Below are 14,616 nucleotides of genomic sequence, written 5' to 3' on the forward strand. Positions count from 1 at the left end.
AGAACCGGGCGTGCCTCTGATCTTCGCCGGCACCGCCTCGAAGCGGGTCTGTCGTACTACTTCGCGAGCGTCTTGTAATTGACGCGCGCGGACTGCGGACCGGGACTCTGCGTGTCATTGTCGGCCGCGATACTGATCGCGTACGTGGTCGACTTCGCGAGGCTCACGATGTCGTACACAGGGGCGTCCGAAGAGCCGTGCGCGACGCCGTTCACGTACCAGCTGTAGCGATTCGCACCAGTGACGGCATTCGCGGTGCAGTGCAGAGCCGTCGCCTTGGCCGTGCACTTGAGGCCCTTCGGCGCGGTGAAGGTGAACGGCTTGGTGACCGCATGCACCACACCGGACTTCGGACCGGCCGAACCGGCACCGACCGCGGCAACCGAGAAGTCGTATCCGGTATTGCTCTTCAGCCCGGACACGTTCGCAGTTGTGCCCGTGGACGCGCCCACGACGGAATCTCCGTTGTAGATGAAGTACGACTCCGCACCGGGAACGGCGGTCCACTTCAGGGACGTCACGCTCGTGTTGGTGGACGTTACCGTGACACCGGTCGGCGCGGTGGTGGGAATGGTCGCTGCGGCGTCCTTGCCCGCGAACGTGAACGTCGTGTCTCCGACAACCTCTTTCGAGATGATGCCGGAACCGGTCACGCCGGAACCGAGGGAGAAGCCGGTGTCGAGCACCCGCGCCTTGGGAAACGCGGTGCGCCATTCGGCGAGAGTCCCGTGATTCGCGGAACCGGAACCGCCGGTGTGCTCCGGTGCCCCGTCCTTGACGAACTGCGCGGCGGAATCAGAAACCCACCAATCGCCCCCGTACACCTTTTCGCCTACCAGGATGGCATCCGCCTTACCGTCGCCGTCGAAGTCGGTCACGAGCTGAACGCCCGGCTCCATGGCCGTACCCGTCCAGTCGAGCGACGGAGTGCCGGTGTCCGCGAGAGCCATCGGAGACGACCAGTACTCGGCAGCCTTGGCGGTGCTGTCGGTCCCGACCGTCGCAACGCCGATACCGTTGTCGCCCACCGTGACGTGTCCGTTGGCGCGGGTGTCGGAGAGAGCCGACACGAAATTGCCGGAACGCACTGTGACACTGGTGTCAGCCTGCGCACCCCCCGCAGTAACGATGGTGGCCGCCGCTACGCCCGAGACGGCGACAGCAATCGCAATGCGATTACGCACGTGTTCCTCCTGATGTTTTGTCGTGCAGGAACATGCCACGATGTTTTCCATCGGGCTCCCTTGGTCCGGTCGGACGTCAACCGGCGGCACAAGCGGCGAAAAGCCCCCCTGCTGTGCCGACTGAGCTACGCATCCCGGAAATCCCCGTCCGCCCGTCCCCACCCTTCTGTGACTGCGACAGAAAGACCTGCGGCCGCTCGGAATGGTTGCAGGCTCGTTCGGCTGAGTTCGCCTACGACAACGGCGTCATCCGTGCGCCGGGCCGGTGGACTACGACTTCCCATCCGGCGGCCTCGGCGCGATCCGGCGACTACTGCGCACCGCGCTTTTGCGGAGAGTGAGGGCGGGTGGCTTTGATCGCGAGTCGTGGGGACCATCCCCGCGAGGGCGGGGGTGGTCCCCACCGAGGACGGGTGGGGAAGGGCGCGGGCGGGGTGAACCGCATGGCCGTGATCGGTGTGACCGTCACCCATGCCGAGGAGCAGCCGGAGCCCAGGCAGGCGTGCGGCAAGGAAGCCGCGCTGCTCGGCATCCAGAAGGCGGCGCTCGTGACGCACATCCGGCGGACGTACTACAGCGACCAGGGGCAGCCGGTCGAGACAGCGGACATCGTGGTGCCCGCGGCTCACTGCGAGATCGTGTACGAGATTCCGATCAATAGCTGATCGGCGGCTCCACGTCCAAAGTCCCATCACGACCTGCATCATGGCGATCGTGGGGATGGCTGTGGAACTGCACTCTGCTCGGCCGGCTCGCAACTGGAACAAGGCGCGCCCGACGTTCTTGCGAGGGTGTTACGGGCACGGGGAGGCACTGACCGACGCGTTGGGATCGCTCTACTACCTCGGCGTCCCTGGTCAGCTCACCGCTGTCGACCTGTACGGGCGCACAGTATTGAATGGGCAGGGGGCCGAAGCCGCCCTCAACGAACTGCCCGGGTCGAAGGAACAGTGCGCGGACGAGCAGCAGCGCGCAGCACTGGATGATCTCGGAGCAGTACTGGCCGCATGCGTGACCACCCGGGGCAGTTGCGTCGCGTTTTGGGGTGACTGAAGTGCGGGCGTCAGCACTGATCGCCGCGGGCACTCGCGTGCCCCATCCGTGCCCGAAAGAGCGGGAAACCAGGGGGAACAGCGGTGCCGGGCGGGCACCGGACATGGCGACGGCCCCCGACCGTCTTGCCTGGTCAGGGGCCGTTCACGTGCGGTGGGTGTGGGATTTGAACCCACGGTGACATCGCTGCCACGACGGTTTTCAAGAGCGTTGGGTTCGAAGCACGTCCAGCCTCCTGACCTGCGTGCAAGGCGTACCAGACCTATGAATCAAGGTCCTTGGCCCACAGATGGCCCACAGCTCCCGCGGAGACCTGACCTCTTCGTCCCGAAGCAACTTGGGCGGGTACCCCTCTCACCTGTCGCGATGGTGCGCAGGCGTCCGTACTTGTCCGCCGCTGTTCGTCGGGGTTGTCACGCAGTTAGACACTCGGGCCGTGCTCGGCGAGCGCGTTTCGGCAAGCAACCATGAGAAGCGTCAGCGCTGACGCGAGACATGCCCAACCCAGCCCAGAGCCAGCACCACAAGCCTCCGACGCAGATCCCCACTGTTTGTGGAGCTGAGAGGCTTGATCAGCCGAGATCAGATACTCAGCGTGATTGGAGCGGCCGCTTAGTGGTGTCCTCGGCACTACGCTCCGTCGCTACGCTGCACCTACGGTGACGGAGCGTAGTGCCGAGGACCCGGGGTAGCGGTGTGCTTGGAGAAAACATGAAGATTGCTTGGGCGAATCTTGACCTTTGTGGATCTGGAACGCCCAGGTCACGCGGGTTTGGGGATGTGGCAGATCCACAACCAGCACCGCTAGGCTCACTTTGTGGATCTGACTGAGCTGGCAACCGTCATTGCTGATCTCCGAAGCGAAGGCAGCGACTTCGCGGAGGTCGAGGTCAAGCGTGCCGCTGACGGGTTTCCTCAGAGCGTTGCGCCAACCATCTCTGCATTCGCCAATACTCCAGGTGGCGGGACCTTGATCTTCGGTCTGGATGAATCTGATAATTTCAGCTCTGTAGGTGTTTATGATCCAACGGCTTGCAAAGCTGCGCTGGCGTCATTGTCGCGTAATGGGATCGAGCCAGCGGTCAATCCCCGTATGTGGGATTTCGAGTTCGAGGGCAGGCCTATTGTTGCGGCCCAAATTGACGAGCTTGCTAGCTCGGTTAAGCCCTGTCGCGTCAAGGGGACAGGGAAAGCTTATCTCCGCTCGTATGACGGAGACTATGAACTCTCTCAGCTAGAGGAGCAGGCTTTCATTGCGAATCGCGATACACCGCGATTCGATCAGGCCGTAGCGGGTGACTCCAGCACGGATGACTTGGATGGCACCCTGCTCGAGTCGTATGTCGAGAACTGCCGGGCCACGTCTCCGGCCCTTGCTCGATTTGACCGGGATGAGATCCTTTTCCGTACCGGCGTTGTTGCAGGCCCTGATCGGCGGCCCACGGTGGCCGGCCTCCTTGCGCTGGGTGTCTATCCGCAGCAATTTTTTCCGAACTTGGTTATCCAAGCTAGCGTTGCTCCGGGGCCTAGCGATCCCCCCGGTACGCGAGCTGTCGACGCTAAGAGGTTTGATGGACCCATTCCTCTGATGCTTGAGCAGGCGTTGAGCTGGGTTCAGAGAAACACAAGAACTAGAGTCCGTTTTGGCTATGACGGCCATGGTAGGGATGAGTCGGAATATCCGGTCGAAGCCGTTCGTGAACTCTTGTCGAACGCTCTAATCCACCGGGATTTGGGCCCTTACGCGCTTGGTGAGGCCATCACACTTAAGATTGACAACAGCCTGCTCATCCTGAGCAACCCCGGAGGGCTCTGGGGTCTGAGCGTAGATCGGTTGGGTCTTACCGGAGTGACCTCTGCGCGCAACGGTTACCTTGTGCGGATTTGTCAAAACGTCCGCTATTCGCGAGGCCAGCGAGTGGTAGAGGCCCTCGCGTCAGGCATTCCTACGGTCCTTAGGTCCCTCCAGGAGGCCGGCATGGTGCCTCCGCGTTTTCACGACCAGGGTGTTAGATTTACAGTGCGTGTACCCAATCACACCCTTTTGGCTCCCGCTGATCTTGAGTGGTTGGCTTCGCTCAACCCTTCTGCGCCTCTCAGTGATATCCAGAGGCACGCTCTTGTTGCGATGAGGCACGGCACTCGCTGGACAAATAAGACGCTTCGTGACGCTTTCCCTATGGACTCGCTCGAAGCGAGAAATACGCTAGCTGGGCTGGTTGATGCGCAAGTCGCAGAGGCTGTCGGTGAGCGAGGGGGCAGGATTTATCAACTCGCCTCAAACCTCAACGAGGGGCTGCGCTCCGAACAACAAAGTATTCCCCTGGTGGCCGAGGGGGGTGGGGCACAAAGCGAGCGTGCTGATGATTTCGTGAACGTTGAAGAAGATGTGACTCCGCGCTCACGAGGTGCGCGACGTGAGAACGCAAATAGAATTGCTGAATTTCTGAAGAGTGGTCCTTCGTCGGTAAGCGACATTCGCGATTCTACGGGGCTCTCGATCCGGCAGGTTGAATATGCCATGGATTTGTTGAGGGCGGAAGGGAAAATCCTTCTGTTGGGGAAACGTGGCGACCGGAGCAGTCGCTGGTCCTTGACTCAGGTTGGACCCGCTGGGGAGAGCTAACAGGGATCGGCGGAGCGGCTTTGGGGTGGAGCTGCTTTGGCGCGAGTGATCATGGCCCCTTAAGCTTCCGGCGAGTCGGGCAATCTGTGGAGTTGCTCGTTGAAGCGCGACGTCGGGGCCATGATCTTCGAGGCTCGCGCCAAAGTGGCTGCTTAAAGCCGTGGAGCCGGCTGCCCCAGCCCCAGAGGGTGTCCCCTACTTCATGCCCGCTGTCGCAAGCGCGCCGCCGGGCGGGGCCGCCGCCAGCGAAGACAGGGCGGCTGCCCCGCCGACAAGGCGGCGCGCGCCCGCGCCGTGCGCGGGTCTTGATGGAAGGCTTTCAAGACCCCTCCCCGAAATAGGCCTGGACGTGTCCTGACCTGCTTCTTTCGACTATGGTCCACTATTTGTGGCTCCAACTTGGCTAGAGGTTGGCCACGAGCAACTGTCGATCATCTAGTGAGGGCGGAACACCGGGAGCCACCCGCACGTGGGCACCGGCGGCGTGAGCTGACCAGCATCTCTCAGAAGAAGGCGAACCGACTCCGGCCTACCGCCACATCACGGGTTTCACGCAGCCCATGGGCGCAACAGCGCTCGTTTGTAGGCGGCGCTGCGGACGTGCCTCAACTCCGAAGCCCGTTCGGCAGCTGCCGCGGAGGGTCTACGTTTGATCCTTGCCTTCTGAAACTCCCTGAATCTCATGCGTTTCTTTGTTCAACTCACGCCTCATAACACCTCGCCAATCACAAGGCGCTATTGCGACCCCTTCGTGAAGCCCCGTACCTTCGGAGATTCATCCATCCGGGGGGGAATCACTTGACGTCTGATCCGCACGAGGAGTACAGGGAAAAGTTTTCCACGTTCAGCATGAAAGAGGCGGACCTACGGGCGGCTAAGGCGCTTCAGAGGATCGGCTGGCTGATCCTATTAGGTTCCTTAACCCTGACAGGATTACTCGGGTACACCGTCATCGTCGGCCTGTGGAGGGCGAATGATGGAGTTACCAAATGGCTCTCCCTGATTATCTTCAATATCTTATGGATCGCGTGCGCATGTTGGCTGTACAGCAACCATAAAACCCTGGCAAAAAAGACGAGTGAATTCCGTGATGCACTGCAGAAACGCCAGACGGCGGCCGCTCAACTCCCCCTCGATACGACCTCGGGACTGCGCGTCTACCGGGAGGCCTCGCTCGATGTCATCGCGTCCTACCGGGCGCAAGCTGGCCGCAATAGGCGCGTGCACAACTCGTTCCAACTAGTCATTATCACCGGGTCGATCGTGGTATCCACCCTCACAGCGATGAATGAGGGATCGAACGCAGCCCTATCCATCGTCACCTCATGCTTGAGCGCACTGGTCGGCGTCTCCGCCGGGGTCACCGGATATTTCAAGTTCCGAGAGCGCGGTACCACCTCACAGTCGACAGCAGACGACATTGAGAAGAATTACAACGCCAGCGGGTTTCAGCTCGGTGACTATGCAGAACTGGATGAGGACCGTCGGCTAATCCGCTACGCCGGAACGGTCGAGAAGATCAAAGAAGAACAGCGTAAACGCGAAATTCAGCTGGAGCAGAGCGCCTCACGTGACGAACGCTCAGCACAATGAACGGCGAAGGTGCCGAACGCTCTCGCTCACGGGAGCGGGCCGTATCGTTGACGAAGGTCCGGTGGCTGCTGGCACCGCGCTGGCAGTGGCGCACCCGCCAGCTGCGGGCCGCCCACGGGCCCACTCTGCCGTACGAAGTCGCCTGGGGCTTGGTCGCGCTCGCTGACGATGCGGCTAACCTGCCCTACGTGCGGCGGCGCGCCCGCTCCGTGCCCGGCTTGCCCCCGGGGGTGATGGTCGATGTGTGGGTGCAGCTCGACCCGGTGGAACAACAACGGCGCCGGGCCTGGCTGACCCGTCTCAGCCGGACCCCACTTCACATGCTGGGGGTTCCGGAGGAACTGATCGAGCTGGCGGGCCTCCACGTCACCGAATGGGCGCTCCCGCCGGACGTGCCATCGATCTCGCTGGTTGTCCAACAACGTTCCTGGCCTGGGGGAACCGAAATCACCTAGTGAGGGAGGGGCACACGCTTCGCCCATACACTGCGGTCTATCCACATCGGAAGGCGACTGCGATCGTCGATAAGAGGTCGAAGTCGTGAACACAGAGCGGGAACGGCCTCTCCAAGAGGGGCCGCGCCCGCTCTGTTTGTTCCGATCAGGAGGGGAGGAACCCGGGCTTCTCCCTGCCCAGCTCCTGCAAGCGGTTCAGGTAGTTCTGTGCCCCTGGTTCGGTGCTGTAGCGCTGCCTCATGACGGCCGCGACTTCTCGACTTGTCATGATGAGCGAGGGGACCGATTGCCGATCGCCCTGTAGCGCGCGTTCTCCATGGATGAGTGCTTGCTCCAAGTCGCCCTCACGCGCCGCGGCTACTGCCAGAGTCACCCGCGCCTCCGAGTTCCGCATAGGCGACCGCTCGGTGCCGTCGAAGTCCGTTCCGGTGCGAAGCACCTCTTCCGCGAGCATCCGCGCAAGCCGGTCTTCGCCGACGAGGCGATAGCAGTCCATCGAGTAGAAGTCGAACTTCGCCGGGTCCACCACAAAGTGGTTGTCTAGGTTCTCGGGGGGTGGCATCCCCTCAAGGAGGCGGCGCCCCTTGTCGAGAGCCACTTCGACCTGTCGGCGGTCACCCAGCCGCGCCCACGCCTTGGCCTCCTGTCCGGCGAGCTGTACGGCCACGCCGTGGTTCGCTGCCACCCCCGCTCCGGCCTGCGCGGCCGCGATGACCCCGCGGTAGTCGCCGGTCGTGAGCGCGAACCATGCCCGCATTTCGTGCGCCCACCCGGCCAACTCGGGGTGGTCTGCCTCGGACGCGAGTGACAGTGCGGCGCGACGAGTGGACTCTGCCGCGTGGCGGTCCCCCGTGTCGTACTCGACACAGCCGACCAGCAAGGCGAGCCAACCCGACAGGGCGAGCACTTCGCGATGCTGGGCAAGGGTGAGGCTTTTTGTGTGCAGGTCAACGACGCGGCGAAGCCACTGCCGCCCCTCTATGAGGAGCTGAGCGCTCGGCATGTAGGGATATTCGGAGCAGAGTCGGTCCGTCGTGATCCGGAGAGCGTCGAGCGTGGCGCTGTCGACATCGGAACGGTTCAACCGACTCACGATCTCCAGAGTCTCCATCCCGCTCGCTGCCAAGATTTCCTTTCCTCCGTCTCGCCGAGATGGAGCAGGGAAAAGGGCGTGTGTCACCGTTCCGAGGGTGGCCGCGATGATCGGCTGATAGAAGTCGTTCGGGGCCTGACCCGACTCCCAGCGCTTCCACTGGCGAATCATGCTGTCCTCTGCCGGCAGCTCCGTGGGCGCGTGTGCGCGCAGAGCCCTGACCGCGTCACGCTGGGACCAGTCGCGGGCCTGTCGTTCAGCAGTGATGCGCCGCGCCCATGCGGGCCTGTCGTCAGTCATGCGCCCTCCTCCGAGTGCCTGCTCCGAGTCTCACGCGCGGACCGGGGGGACAGGGAAGGGGACAGGCGGGTGTCACCGGACATGTCCCCACTGCCTTTCCCTCGTCCCCCCACTGTCACTTACCTCACACGCTCCGTTACTCCCATGCTTGTTGCAGATCAAGCGCCACCCGGTGCGGAACGGCTTTCGAGCGCTTCGAGCCGTTCGGTCAATGTGTTGAGTTGGGAGCGGATTTCCTTGATGTCCTCGCGTACGTCGCCAACCGGCGCGGACCCATCGCTGACGAAGTTGCCCAGGTTCCCCGCCGACACGATCAGCCCTTCGGCGCGGAGTGCGGCAAGCCCATTTTGGATGGTCTGGCTCGCATACCCGAAGCGGTCAATCAGCTCGCGCTGAGAGGGGAGTTTCTCGCCCGGCTTCATCCTCTTGATGTCTGCGCGCAGCACGTCCGCGACCTGCACGGCCTTTGGTTTGGGACCTCCCGTGACAGTCATGCCTTGAGGGTACCCACCACAGCGAACTAGTGCGCATCACCTTGCGAGGCTTGTGCACCACAGCGAACTAGTGCAAGCTAGTCTACGAACGGGCGCCTTGAAACATAGGGGCGACCGGCTTGACCTGCTGTAACGCCCGGAGAGCTTCTGTGAAAAGGGCTCGACGGAAGCGGCAGTTGTTTGAAAATTCAACAGAGTGATTTGAGATGACGGGGTGTGAGTCCCCGTCCCCGTGGCGGCCGGGTAAAGGCCGTCGGCGGCGCACTTGCTCGTGTGGCAGCTCTGGAGAACGTCCGCGCGGCCATCCCTTCCTTTCAGGGAGGTCGGCCGCGTGTGCGCCACCTGGCCGCACGGCCGCCCTGCTGGCGTCAGAGCAGTGACGATGACGCACCCGATTGGGGCTCGGGACCGTCCGGCCGTGGCAACGGCCGGACGGTGAAGCCCGCTCACCAGTGATCACAGTCCCCGGCGGGCCCGCTTCGGCGTCGTCCGCCGGGTGGCTGTGGCCGCTCGTGGAAGTGGTCACCACATGAAGCAGTCCCCCGGGGAGCTTGGCGGCGCCCGGGGGACTGCGAGACAGGCCGTTGGAGGACCTGTGATTGCAGTTTGGCAGAACAACCCGTCGGCGGACGACCGCGACCAGGACGCCCGCGACTACGAGAACGCCGAGCAGCGCCGACAGGCGGAAGACCACCGCCGCCCCGGCCTCGGCCACTGACACACGCAACCCATGAACGGCGCGGCACCGGTGTTCGAGCACCGGTGCCGCCTGGGCCGTTCCCCCTTGCTGAGGAGAGTGCACGACCCATGAAAAGTATCGTCGCTGGTCACGTAGCTGTCACCACGACCGAGTTCATCGAACTCGCGCTCGGAACCCCCCTCGACCTGTGGCTCGGTCCCGAGGGCAAGGAGAGCCCCGAGGAGTACGCGGCCCGCCGGGACGCGGCCCGCGACATCCTCGCGGACGACCCGAGCATCCTCGATCGCGTCAGCGGCGTTGCCGCCGAGGCGATCGAGGCGTTCGCGCCGGACCTGTTCGACGTCATCACCCCGCTGCGTCCGGCCATCCGCCGTGGCCGTGCCCGCCGGGCTCGTCGGGCGGTGGCCTGATGGGTTGGCGCGACAAGGTCCGTGAGGCCGTGGTCACGCACACCACGGACCCCGAAGGCACCCCGAGTCTCGCGCGCCGGGCCACGCAGGTGGCGGCGGTCCTGGGAGACACGGCCGGTACGCATCACCTGACCGCGGCAGCCGTGGCCGTCTCCGGTCTCGGCAGCCTCGCCGTTGCCGCTGAGGGCGCGCTGTCGAACTACGTCTACCCGCCCGGCGAGTACGCGACGTTCGACACCGACCGCAAGGGCGGTGCCCGATGAGCAGCACTGTGACGACGCTCGCCGCGGCCCTGCCGCTCGCGGCCGGGTGGTCCCTGCACGGCTGGCGCCTGCGCCGCCGGATCGAAGCAGCGCGTCGCGACCCGCTCACCGGCCTCCCGACGCGGGACGCGTTCACGTCCCGGGCCGGGCGCCTCCTGGCGGCCGGCCGGAGCGCGGTCTACCTGCTGGATCTCGACCACTTCAAGCAGATCAACGACACCTTCGGCCACGCGGCCGGTGACGTGGTCATCCGGGCCACCGGTGAGCGTCTGGCCGCGTGGGCTGACGAGACCGGCGCCGCGGTTGCGAGGTTGGGTGGCGACGAGTTTGCTGCGGTCGACCTCTGCTACGGCAAGGCTGACCTGCTGTGGTCACTCGACCGCCTCACCCACACCCTCACGGCGCCGATGGCTCTGGAGGGGCACACGCTCGTCCCGCAGGCGTCCATCGGCGCGGTCCTCGCGGACCCGCACGATGCCGCCGATCTGCCGCTGCTGCTGCGCCTGGCGGATGAGCAGATGTACGTCTCCAAGAGCACTCGCAAGCCGTGGTCGATCGCCGATGACCTCTCGCCGGTCCTGCCCAGCGCCAACGGCCGCCGCGCCGGACGTACCGGCACCCACGACTGGGGGCAGCAGTGAAGACCCATCCGAGCAGCGAGCAGATCCGCTCCGCTGAGAAGACCCTCGCCGCGGGCACCTGGGCCATCACCGGCGGGGCCGTCCTGTACTCCGTGTTGACCGTGACGCCGCTGGTCCAGCGCGTCACCCCGGATGGTTGGGACTGGACGGGTCCGATCCTGCCGATCGTGGTGGATGCGGCCGTGGTCATCGTGGTCCGCCTCGACTCGGTCGTCTCCCGCCTTGGAGCGAGCGGGGGGAAGTGGCCGGCACTCCTGCGGTGGATGACCGGCCTGATGACCCTGCTGCTCAACATCGGCAACTCGGCTCTGGCCGGGGATGCCGTCGGTGTCGCCGTGCACGCAGTCGCGCCATGCCTGTTGATCGTCACGGCTGAGGCGGGGCTCGCCTACCGGCGGGCCATCGCCCGCGGCCTCGACAGCATCGCAAAGGATGAGGCGGCCGAACGCGAGCGTGAACGCCTGGCCCGGGAGGCTCGTGAACGGGCCGCGCGGGAGGAACGCGAGGCCCGTGAACAAGCTGAGCGTGCCGAGCGTGAACAGGAACGCGAGCGCCGTGAACGCCTTGAGCGGGAAGCGCGTGAACACGCTGAACGCCTGGCACGCGAACAGGCCGATCGTGAACGTGACACGGCCCGCGAGCAGCGCGAGCACGAGGCAGGCTTGGAGCGAGAGCGAGCCAAGCGCGAAGCGAACGAAAAGGCCGCTGAACAGGCACGTATTGACGCCCGCGAGGAGCGCGAACGCCGTGAACGGCGCGAGCGCGAGGAGCGTGAACACCAGCAGCACATCGCCGCGCGGGCCGCTCAGCAAGCCCAGATCCAGCAGCGCCAGACGCGCCGGGCACTGCCCGCCGCCCCCGCCGTGAACACCAGCGTGAACGGGGCCGTGAACACGCGGGCGGGCAGCGTGAACGCCCGGCCGGTGCCCGTGAACACCCCGGCCCCGGCGGGCCTGGTGAAGGTCTCCGAGGACGTTGCGCGGGCCGTCATCGCGGACCCGGTGAACGCTGGCCTCTCCGTGCGTCAGCTCGCCGAGGAGACCGGATGGTCCATCGGTTGGGTCTCTGCGCGGCGGGCCGAACAGCGCCAGGACATCGAGGAGAACGACACCGACGAGGCGGCCTGATGTCGCCGACGTTCGGCCAGTGTTTCGACCCGACTGGCGCCACCTACGGCGTGCCGACCTTCCCGTGGAAGTTCGCCCCCGCCGGGTACGCCACCCGCCGCCAGCTGCGGGCGCGCGGACTGCGGCCCGGCGGGCAGCCGATCGCAGCTCAGGTGATGCGCCGCTCCACCCGCCGCAAGTCGGGCGTGAGCGTCGCCTACCTGTACCGCATCGAGCGCGCGAAGCCCGTGCGGCCCATGACCCCCGGGCGGGCCGCGGCGCTCGCGAAAGCGATGCTCGCGCGCCGCACCTGCCCGCTCTGCCAGACGGACGCCGGGTACTGCATCCCGCCCTCACTCGGGGCGTGCGTGCCCTGCGCCTACCCCTCCTGAACAGCGCATCCATCGTTTCCCGGGCCCGGCCGCCCACCTCCTACAGCGACGGCCGGGCCCTTCCACTCCCTCGTGAAGGAGCAGCCTTACCGTGTCCGACATTCACGCCTCTGACCAGCCCCACGAGCATGCCGGGGCGGAAGTCTTCGACATCACCACCAAGCGCCCCACCACCCCGGCGCCCGCCCCCGTATCCGACCCGGCGCCGGTGACGGTGGCCGCGCCGGCCCCGCCGGTGCTGCACGACGAGGACGACGACGCACCCGCGTTTCGACCGGTCGACTCGCCCTCCCTGCCCTCACCGGGCATCACGGTCACCAAGCGCCGGCCGATCCTGCCCAGTTGGCTGACCTCCAAGCCCGGCTTCGTCTCCACCACGCAGCGCGCATTGGGCAACGCCTGGTACGCCACGGCCTACCACTCGATTCGCACCCCCTGGTACGCCCTCCAACTGGGCTTGCACGCTCCCCGCGGTACCGCCCGGCTCATCGGCCAGACGAACCGGTGGGTGTGGGACACGGAGGGCGCCCCGCTGCGCGCGTACGAGGTGCAGCACGAGAACACCGCCGAATACCTCAAGCTCTCCCGTCAGCGTGACGGCCGCGTGCGCCTGCGGGTCCTGACGGCAACGGTGGCGATCGTGTTCGGCCTGTCGTTCGCGCTGGTCCTGTACGTGATGGCGCCCGCGTGGCTCGCGGTGATGGCCTCGGCGGCGGTGCTGGTGGCCGGGTTCTGGGGAGCCCCGCAGGACCACCCGCTCATCTCCCCTGCGGTGCTGAAGACCGAGGTGCAGAAGCTCACGGGGTCGATCGTGCTGCGGGGTCTGGACAACATCGGCAACGCGAAGATTTCCGCCGCCATCAAGAAGGGCGGCGACATGAACGGCATGCACTTCACCAGCGAGATCACCCGCGACGGCCCCGGCTACCGCGCCGACGTGGACCTGCCCTGGGGAGTGACCCCGGAGGACATCATGGAGGCCCGCAAACCGCTCGCGTCCGGGCTTCGGCGCAAGGTCGGCTGCGTGTGGCCCTCGCCTGACCCGACCGAGCATGAGGGTCGGCTGGTCCTGTGGGTCGGGGACAAGCCGATGAACGAGACGACGAAGCCCGCCTGGCCGCTGCTCAAGTCGGGCACGGTCGACCTGTTCAAGCCCGTCATCTTCGGCAACGACCAGCGCATGAGCGACGTGTCCGTCACCCTCATGTTCGCCTCGGTCGTGGTCGGGTCGATCCCGCGCATGGGCAAGACGTTCCTGATGCGGTTGTTCCTGCTCATCGCCGCGTTGGACCCGCGCGCGGCCCTGTACGCGTTCGACTTCAAGGGCACCGGCGACTTCAGCGCCCTGGAACCGGTCTGCCACCGCTACCGGGCCGGTGACGAGGACGAGGACATCGAATACGTCCTCGACTCACTGCGCGAGCTGCGCTTGGAGTTGCGGCGCCGGGCGAAGGTCATCAAGTCCCTGCCGCGCTCACGGTGTCCCGAATCGAAGGTCACCCCCGAACTCGCCAACGACCGCTCGCTCGGGCTGCATCCGATCGTCGCGGGGTTCGATGAGTGCCAGGTGCCCTTCGAGCACGAGAAGTACGGCAAGGAGATCGAGGAGATCGCCACCGACCTGGGCAAACGCGGCCCCGCCCTCGGCATGATCACCCTGTTCGGCACCCAGCGCCCGGACGCGAAGTCCCTGCCCACCGGCATCTCAGCGAACGCGGTGCTGCGGTTCTGCCTCAAGGTCATGGGACAGCCCGCCAACGACATGGTCCTCGGCACGTCGATGTACAAGGCCGGGTACCGGGCGACGATGTTCTCCCGCTCCGACCGGGGCATTTGCTGGATGGCCGGTGAAGGAGACGACCCCCGCATCGTCGCGTCCGCGTTCGTCGACGCGGTCGGCGCGGAACAGGTCGCTGCACGCGCCCGGCAGGTCCGCGAGGAGTACGGCAACGTCACCGGCCACGCCATCGGCCAGACCCCCCAGCGCTCCGAGGGCGCCAGCTTCGACCTGCTCGCCGACATCAACGACAGCTTCGGACCCGACGAGGACAAGCTCTGGAACGAGCGCCTGGCCGGCCGCCTCGCCTCCCTGCGCCCCGACGTCTACGGCGGCTGGAAGGCCGAAACCGTCGCGAAGAACCTGCGCCCGCACGGCATCGCCGTCCTCGACGTATGGGGCACCACCGATGCCGGCAAGGGCACCACCCGCCGCGGTATCGCCCGCACCGACATCCTCAAGGCAATCACCCAGCGTGACGGGAAGCGATCCGAGAACTGACGCGCACCGCTGCTAGACCTAGCACCCA

Annotated in this window: 14 protein-coding genes and 1 pseudogene; 12 read left to right on the plus strand and 3 right to left on the minus strand. The window is 65.6% G+C overall.

Annotation, left to right across the window (positions count from 1 at the left end; translation table 11 throughout):
- Positions 1 to 56: 56 nt before the first annotated feature.
- Entirely contained in the window at positions 57 to 1,235 is a 1,179-nt protein-coding gene (locus tag OG310_RS17135) for a fibronectin type III domain-containing protein (RefSeq protein WP_329456745.1), read from the minus strand.
- A 341-nt stretch (positions 1,236 to 1,576) separates the two neighbouring features.
- On the opposite strand from OG310_RS17135, the pseudogene OG310_RS17140 reads away from it, so the two are divergent.
- From OG310_RS17140 to OG310_RS17160, 5 genes and pseudogenes are all read left to right on the plus strand, one after another.
- Positions 1,577 to 1,849: pseudogene (locus tag OG310_RS17140) on the plus strand (UTRA domain-containing protein); the annotation flags it as partial.
- A 40-nt stretch (positions 1,850 to 1,889) separates the two neighbouring features.
- Complete coding sequence (locus tag OG310_RS17145) at positions 1,890 to 2,237, plus strand: hypothetical protein (protein WP_329456746.1); 348 nt, start codon at positions 1,890 to 1,892, stop codon at positions 2,235 to 2,237.
- 817 nt (positions 2,238 to 3,054) lie between these two features.
- The gene (locus tag OG310_RS17150) at positions 3,055 to 4,863 is read left to right on the plus strand and encodes an RNA-binding domain-containing protein (RefSeq protein WP_329456747.1); all 1,809 of its coding nucleotides are present in this window, start codon (positions 3,055 to 3,057) and stop codon (positions 4,861 to 4,863) included.
- 849 nt (positions 4,864 to 5,712) lie between these two features.
- A complete protein-coding gene (locus OG310_RS17155; RefSeq protein WP_329456748.1) occupies positions 5,713 to 6,456 on the plus strand; it encodes a DUF4231 domain-containing protein in 744 nt (247 codons plus the stop codon).
- Positions 6,453 to 6,911: a hypothetical protein gene (locus OG310_RS17160; RefSeq protein WP_329456749.1), complete on the plus strand. Its 459-nt coding sequence runs from the start codon at positions 6,453 to 6,455 to the stop codon at positions 6,909 to 6,911. The genes OG310_RS17155 and OG310_RS17160 overlap by 4 nt, the downstream gene beginning before the upstream one ends.
- Before the next feature lie 145 nt (positions 6,912 to 7,056).
- Here OG310_RS17160 and OG310_RS17165 read toward each other — a convergent pair whose 3' ends face one another.
- Both OG310_RS17165 and OG310_RS17170 read right to left on the minus strand, forming a co-directional pair.
- The gene (locus OG310_RS17165; RefSeq protein ID WP_329456750.1) at positions 7,057 to 8,304 is read right to left on the minus strand and encodes an XRE family transcriptional regulator; all 1,248 of its coding nucleotides are present in this window, start codon (positions 8,302 to 8,304) and stop codon (positions 7,057 to 7,059) included.
- Between the two features lie 158 nt (positions 8,305 to 8,462).
- Positions 8,463 to 8,798: a winged helix-turn-helix domain-containing protein gene (locus OG310_RS17170; protein WP_329456751.1), complete on the minus strand. Its 336-nt coding sequence runs from the start codon at positions 8,796 to 8,798 to the stop codon at positions 8,463 to 8,465.
- 595 nt (positions 8,799 to 9,393) lie between these two features.
- Between OG310_RS17170 and OG310_RS17175 the strand changes: the two genes are divergently transcribed.
- From OG310_RS17175 to OG310_RS17205, 7 genes are all read left to right on the plus strand, one after another.
- Complete coding sequence (locus tag OG310_RS17175; protein ID WP_329456752.1) at positions 9,394 to 9,516, plus strand: hypothetical protein; 123 nt, start codon at positions 9,394 to 9,396, stop codon at positions 9,514 to 9,516.
- 89 nt (positions 9,517 to 9,605) lie between these two features.
- Positions 9,606 to 9,908 (plus strand): hypothetical protein, encoded by a 303-nt coding sequence (locus OG310_RS17180; RefSeq protein ID WP_329456753.1) that lies wholly within the window; start codon positions 9,606 to 9,608, stop codon positions 9,906 to 9,908.
- A complete protein-coding gene (locus tag OG310_RS17185; RefSeq protein ID WP_329456754.1) occupies positions 9,908 to 10,171 on the plus strand; it encodes a hypothetical protein in 264 nt (87 codons plus the stop codon). Before OG310_RS17180 ends, OG310_RS17185 begins: the two co-directional genes overlap by 1 nt.
- Entirely contained in the window at positions 10,168 to 10,812 is a 645-nt protein-coding gene (locus tag OG310_RS17190; RefSeq protein WP_329456755.1) for a GGDEF domain-containing protein, read from the plus strand. The genes OG310_RS17185 and OG310_RS17190 overlap by 4 nt, the downstream gene beginning before the upstream one ends.
- Positions 10,813 to 10,904: 92 nt before the next feature.
- On the plus strand, positions 10,905 to 11,939 hold the full coding sequence (locus OG310_RS17195) for a DUF2637 domain-containing protein (RefSeq protein ID WP_329456756.1): 1,035 nt from the start codon (positions 10,905 to 10,907) through the stop codon (positions 11,937 to 11,939).
- Positions 11,939 to 12,310 (plus strand): RRQRL motif-containing zinc-binding protein, encoded by a 372-nt coding sequence (locus OG310_RS17200; RefSeq protein ID WP_329456757.1) that lies wholly within the window; start codon positions 11,939 to 11,941, stop codon positions 12,308 to 12,310. The genes OG310_RS17195 and OG310_RS17200 overlap by 1 nt, the downstream gene beginning before the upstream one ends.
- Positions 12,311 to 12,401: 91 nt before the next feature.
- Entirely contained in the window at positions 12,402 to 14,588 is a 2,187-nt protein-coding gene (locus OG310_RS17205; protein WP_443078661.1) for a cell division protein FtsK, read from the plus strand.
- Positions 14,589 to 14,616 lie beyond the last annotated feature (28 nt).

This window comes from Streptomyces sp. NBC_01497 (genome assembly GCF_036250695.1).
Classification (GTDB): domain Bacteria; phylum Actinomycetota; class Actinomycetes; order Streptomycetales; family Streptomycetaceae; genus Streptomyces.